Source organism: Mycobacterium sp. NGS51, from assembly GCF_059812525.1.
Map to the genome: position 1 here is coordinate 36,597 of NZ_JCALCV010000019.1, position 3,412 is coordinate 40,008.

Annotated in this window: 4 protein-coding genes and 1 riboswitch; of the genes, 2 read left to right on the top strand and 2 right to left on the bottom strand. The window is 62.4% G+C overall.

Annotated features, from left to right (window positions below; genetic code table 11):
* Positions 1-4: 4 nt before the first annotated feature.
* Positions 5-445 (bottom strand): OsmC family peroxiredoxin, encoded by a 441-nt coding sequence (locus tag AC5Y5W_RS20595; protein WP_500012381.1) that lies wholly within the window; start codon positions 443-445, stop codon positions 5-7.
* A 140-nt stretch (positions 446-585) separates the two neighbouring features.
* Positions 586-664, top strand: a riboswitch (ZMP/ZTP riboswitch).
* 39 nt (positions 665-703) lie between these two features.
* Between AC5Y5W_RS20595 and AC5Y5W_RS20600 the strand changes: the two genes are divergently transcribed.
* Entirely contained in the window at positions 704-1,396 is a 693-nt protein-coding gene (locus AC5Y5W_RS20600; RefSeq protein WP_500012379.1) for a pyridoxine/pyridoxamine 5'-phosphate oxidase, read from the top strand.
* A gap of 57 nt (positions 1,397-1,453) precedes the next feature.
* Positions 1,454-2,128, top strand: a complete 675-nt coding sequence (locus AC5Y5W_RS20605; protein WP_500012377.1) for a methyltransferase family protein — start codon at positions 1,454-1,456, stop codon at positions 2,126-2,128.
* Between the two features lie 105 nt (positions 2,129-2,233).
* Here AC5Y5W_RS20605 and AC5Y5W_RS20610 read toward each other — a convergent pair whose 3' ends face one another.
* Positions 2,234-3,049, bottom strand: a complete 816-nt coding sequence (locus AC5Y5W_RS20610; RefSeq protein WP_500012375.1) for a carbon-nitrogen hydrolase family protein — start codon at positions 3,047-3,049, stop codon at positions 2,234-2,236.
* Between the last annotated feature and the right edge of the window lie 363 nt (positions 3,050-3,412).

Consider the following 3,412-nt stretch of genomic DNA (forward strand, 5'->3'; position numbering starts at 1 on the left):
TGGCCTACTCGAGTTCGGCGTCGACGCTGATATTGGCGCCGGCAAACAATCGCGACACCGGACACAGCGCAGCGGCCTCGTCGACGATGGTCGCGAAGGCACCGGCATCCAGGCCAGGCACCCGGGCGCGCACCGTGAGCCGGGAGGTGGTGATCGTCGGGAGGCCGTCCACCTCGTCGAGCGTCACGGTGGACTCGACGTTGAGTCGCTCTGGCGGAGTCTTGTTCTCGCCCAACTTCAGCCCCAACGCCATCGCGAAGCACGACGAATGCGCGGCGGCAGCCAGCTCCTCGGGGCTGGTCTTGCCGCCCGGCTGCTCGGTACGCGCCGCCCAGCTCACCGCCAAGCCGTCGAGTGCCCCGCTGCTCCCCTCAAAAAGGACACCGCCGCCACGTGCCAGCGGGCCTTCCCATGTCGTCGTCGTAGATCGTTCGGCAATGCTCATCAGCACCGACTCCTCTAAAGCTCTGCTGCCCGCGCTGACAGGAGGACAGCGGTTTTTACAACCTCGACTTGTGTAAACACTAGACCACCCCGGCGGCGATGAGAAGGGGTGCAGATTGGCTAACGGCATCGAGTAGGGTCTGCATGGTTGGCGACTGGCGCAGGTGGCATACCACCGGGAAGCCGAAATTCGGACGCATCGACCGCCTGGGTGCTCCTCACATCGGAGGAATCAAGCCGTGCCTACCACGATCGTGTCATGACGCCTCAGCATCGCGACCGCCCGCAGTGGTCTGAGGACGACGGTGGCCGCACATATCTTCGAAGCCTGCCTGTCCTAACCGGCAACGGCCCAGGTTTTAACACTGACGATGTTCCCGCAGAACCGGTCTCGTTGTTCATCACGTGGTTGCAGCACGCTGTCGATGCCGCCGTGCCCGAACCACACGCAATGACGCTGTCAACCGTCGACGCACAAGGATTACCGCGGGCCCGGGTACTGATCCTCAAAGCCGTCGACGCGCAGGGGTGGCATTTCGCCGTCAGCTCGGTAAGCCAAAAAGGTCGCGACCTGTCGGCCAATGCTTTTGCGGCTTTGACTTTTTACTGGCCGGCTCTGGTCCGACAAGTACGGATCGGCGGCATAGTCGTCGATGATGGAGCCGAGGCGAGCGCACAAGACTTCCTGGCTCGTCCGTTGGGGTCACGCGCGATGGCATTGACACTCAGGCAAAGCCAACCGCTGACGGATAGCGCAGAGCTAGAGGCAGAGATCGACAAGGCCCATCGCAAGCTCGGTGATAACCCCGATCTCGTTCCGGACGAATGGATCTCATACGCGGTGCAACCTCACTATGTCGAGTTCTGGGAGGGAGCACCAGACAGGCGCCATCAGCGACTGTGCTATCAGCGCAACGGAGAAGGTTGGGATCGGGGCCACCTATGGCCGTAGCGGCCCCACGATGTGCGCTGTTAGCATGCGGTACCGGTCGGACGGTAAGGCGGTTGCGTGAAAAACATTGCTAAAGTGCTGCTATTCGGGCTTGTTGAACTTGTGGTGTTCGGCTTGGTCCTGTTTTCGGCAGCCGGCACGTTCAACTACTGGCAAGCATGGGTTTTTTTGGCGTTGTTTGTCCTGTGGACGTGGGTGCCCAGCGTTTACTTGCTGCAGACGAATCCCGATGCGCACCAGCGGCGTAGGCGCGCGGGGCCCACGGCGGAGAGCCGAACCGCGCAGAAGGTCGTTATCGCCGGCTGGTACTTGTCGCTGGCAGCGATGGTCGTGGTGAGCCCGCTTGACTACCGCTTTGGCTGGTCGTCGGTGCCGACGGCGCTGTGCTTGGTGGGTGACGTGCTGGTGTCGGTTGGATTGGGACTGACGGTGTGGGTGGTCATCCAGAACAGCTACGCGGCCTCAACCGTCCGGGTGGAGGAAGGCCAGCGGCTCATTTCGACCGGGGTGTACGGGCTGGTGCGCCACCCCATGTACACCGGCAACGTGATCGCGATGGTCGGCTTCCCTCTTGCGCTCGGCTCCTACTGGGGGCTGGTGTTCGTAATACCCGGCGTGATCGTGCTGATCTTGCGCATCCGCGATGAAGAAAAGCTGCTGCGAGAAGAGTTGGACGGATACCTCGAGTACACGCAGAAGGCTCGATACCGCCTGGTACCGCTGATGTGGTAAGGGTCGTGTCCGCGATTCGGTGTAATAGGGAGCACGGGAGTAGGTTCCGCTTCACGACCTGACAAGTCTGCGGAGAAGGAGTTACGCCCGTGCCTGCACGACGAGCTACCTGCCGACGAAGTTCGTATAGAGATCGGGACGGCGCTCGGTGAGGAACAGGCGTCGCGCGTGGCTGTCCTTGGTCTGCGTCAGGTCGACGTCCGCATGGAACACCTCATCGCCGTCACTGGCCTGCCCGAGCATCGAACCATCGGGTGCACACACGAACGACCGTCCTGCGAAAGTCATCCGTCCCTCACGACCGACCCGGTTAGCGAGGGCGACGAAATAGCCGTTTTGAAACGCGGCCACACGCATCTCCGCTTCGAACAGGCCCTCCGGCCATTCGCTGACCGTCCCGGCCTGCGGGACGACGACGAGGTCGGCACCGCCGAGCGCAAGTGCGCGCATGTACTCCGGGAAATGGCGGTCATAGCAGATGGCCACGCCGATCCGCCCGGCGCGCGTCTCGTACACGGGTGCACCAGTGTCACCCGGTGCGTAGTAGTGACGCTCATGGAAGCAGTCATAGTCGGTGATGTGGAGCATCCGCGTGCGGCCGAGCAGTGTGCCGTCGGCGTCAATCACCGGTGACGTGTCGTAGCACGTATCGCCGTCGCGCTCGAAGAGGTTGGGGACGAGCACGACGCCGCATTCTGCGGCGACTTCGCAGAAGCGCTGGGTTGTCGGACCGGGTATGGGCTCGGCAAGCAATTCAGGTCGCGCTTGCCGTTCCTGCGGATAAAACGACGTGAGCCCGAGTTCGGGGAAGGCGACAAGCTGCGCGCCAGCCGCCGCAGCCGCACGAACCGCGTCGAGCGCACGATGAATGTTTTGCTCCAGGTCTGGCTCGACCGCATGTTGGACGAGTGCGAGCCTCACGCTATGACCTCCGGTTTCGGAACGGTTTGGCGCATCGATTCGACCGTCTCACCACGATGGCGGATCCGCCATCCGTCCGCCATATTCGTGAGATTCCGCGCGCCGTGAGAACCAACAGCCCCGTATGCTGACGGCGAAGCCGCAAACCAGCCGGTGCTTATATATACATACCGACTTTCGGACGCGGCTATGGTAAACCGTCGCACGTCTTGCACCCCTGAATCGGTCGATTTCGCCTCGTGAACGGCAGTTGGCTCGGGTGTGCCGCAGCCGAGCAATGTTGCAGATCAACGTGTTTCGGCCTGTTGAGGAGACCCCTGCACCCCGGGTTTTCGTTCGGCGTTGATGTCCCGGTGAGGGCTT

What these genes read in the sequence shown, in the direction of transcription:
- AC5Y5W_RS20600 (WP_500012379.1), top strand. Translation starts at nt 704, where the DNA reads ATGACGCCTCAGCATCGCGACCGCCCGCAGTGGTCTGAGGACGACGGT.
- AC5Y5W_RS20595 (WP_500012381.1), bottom strand. Translation starts at nt 445, where the DNA reads ATGAGCATTGCCGAACGATCTACGACGACGACATGGGAAGGCCCGCTG.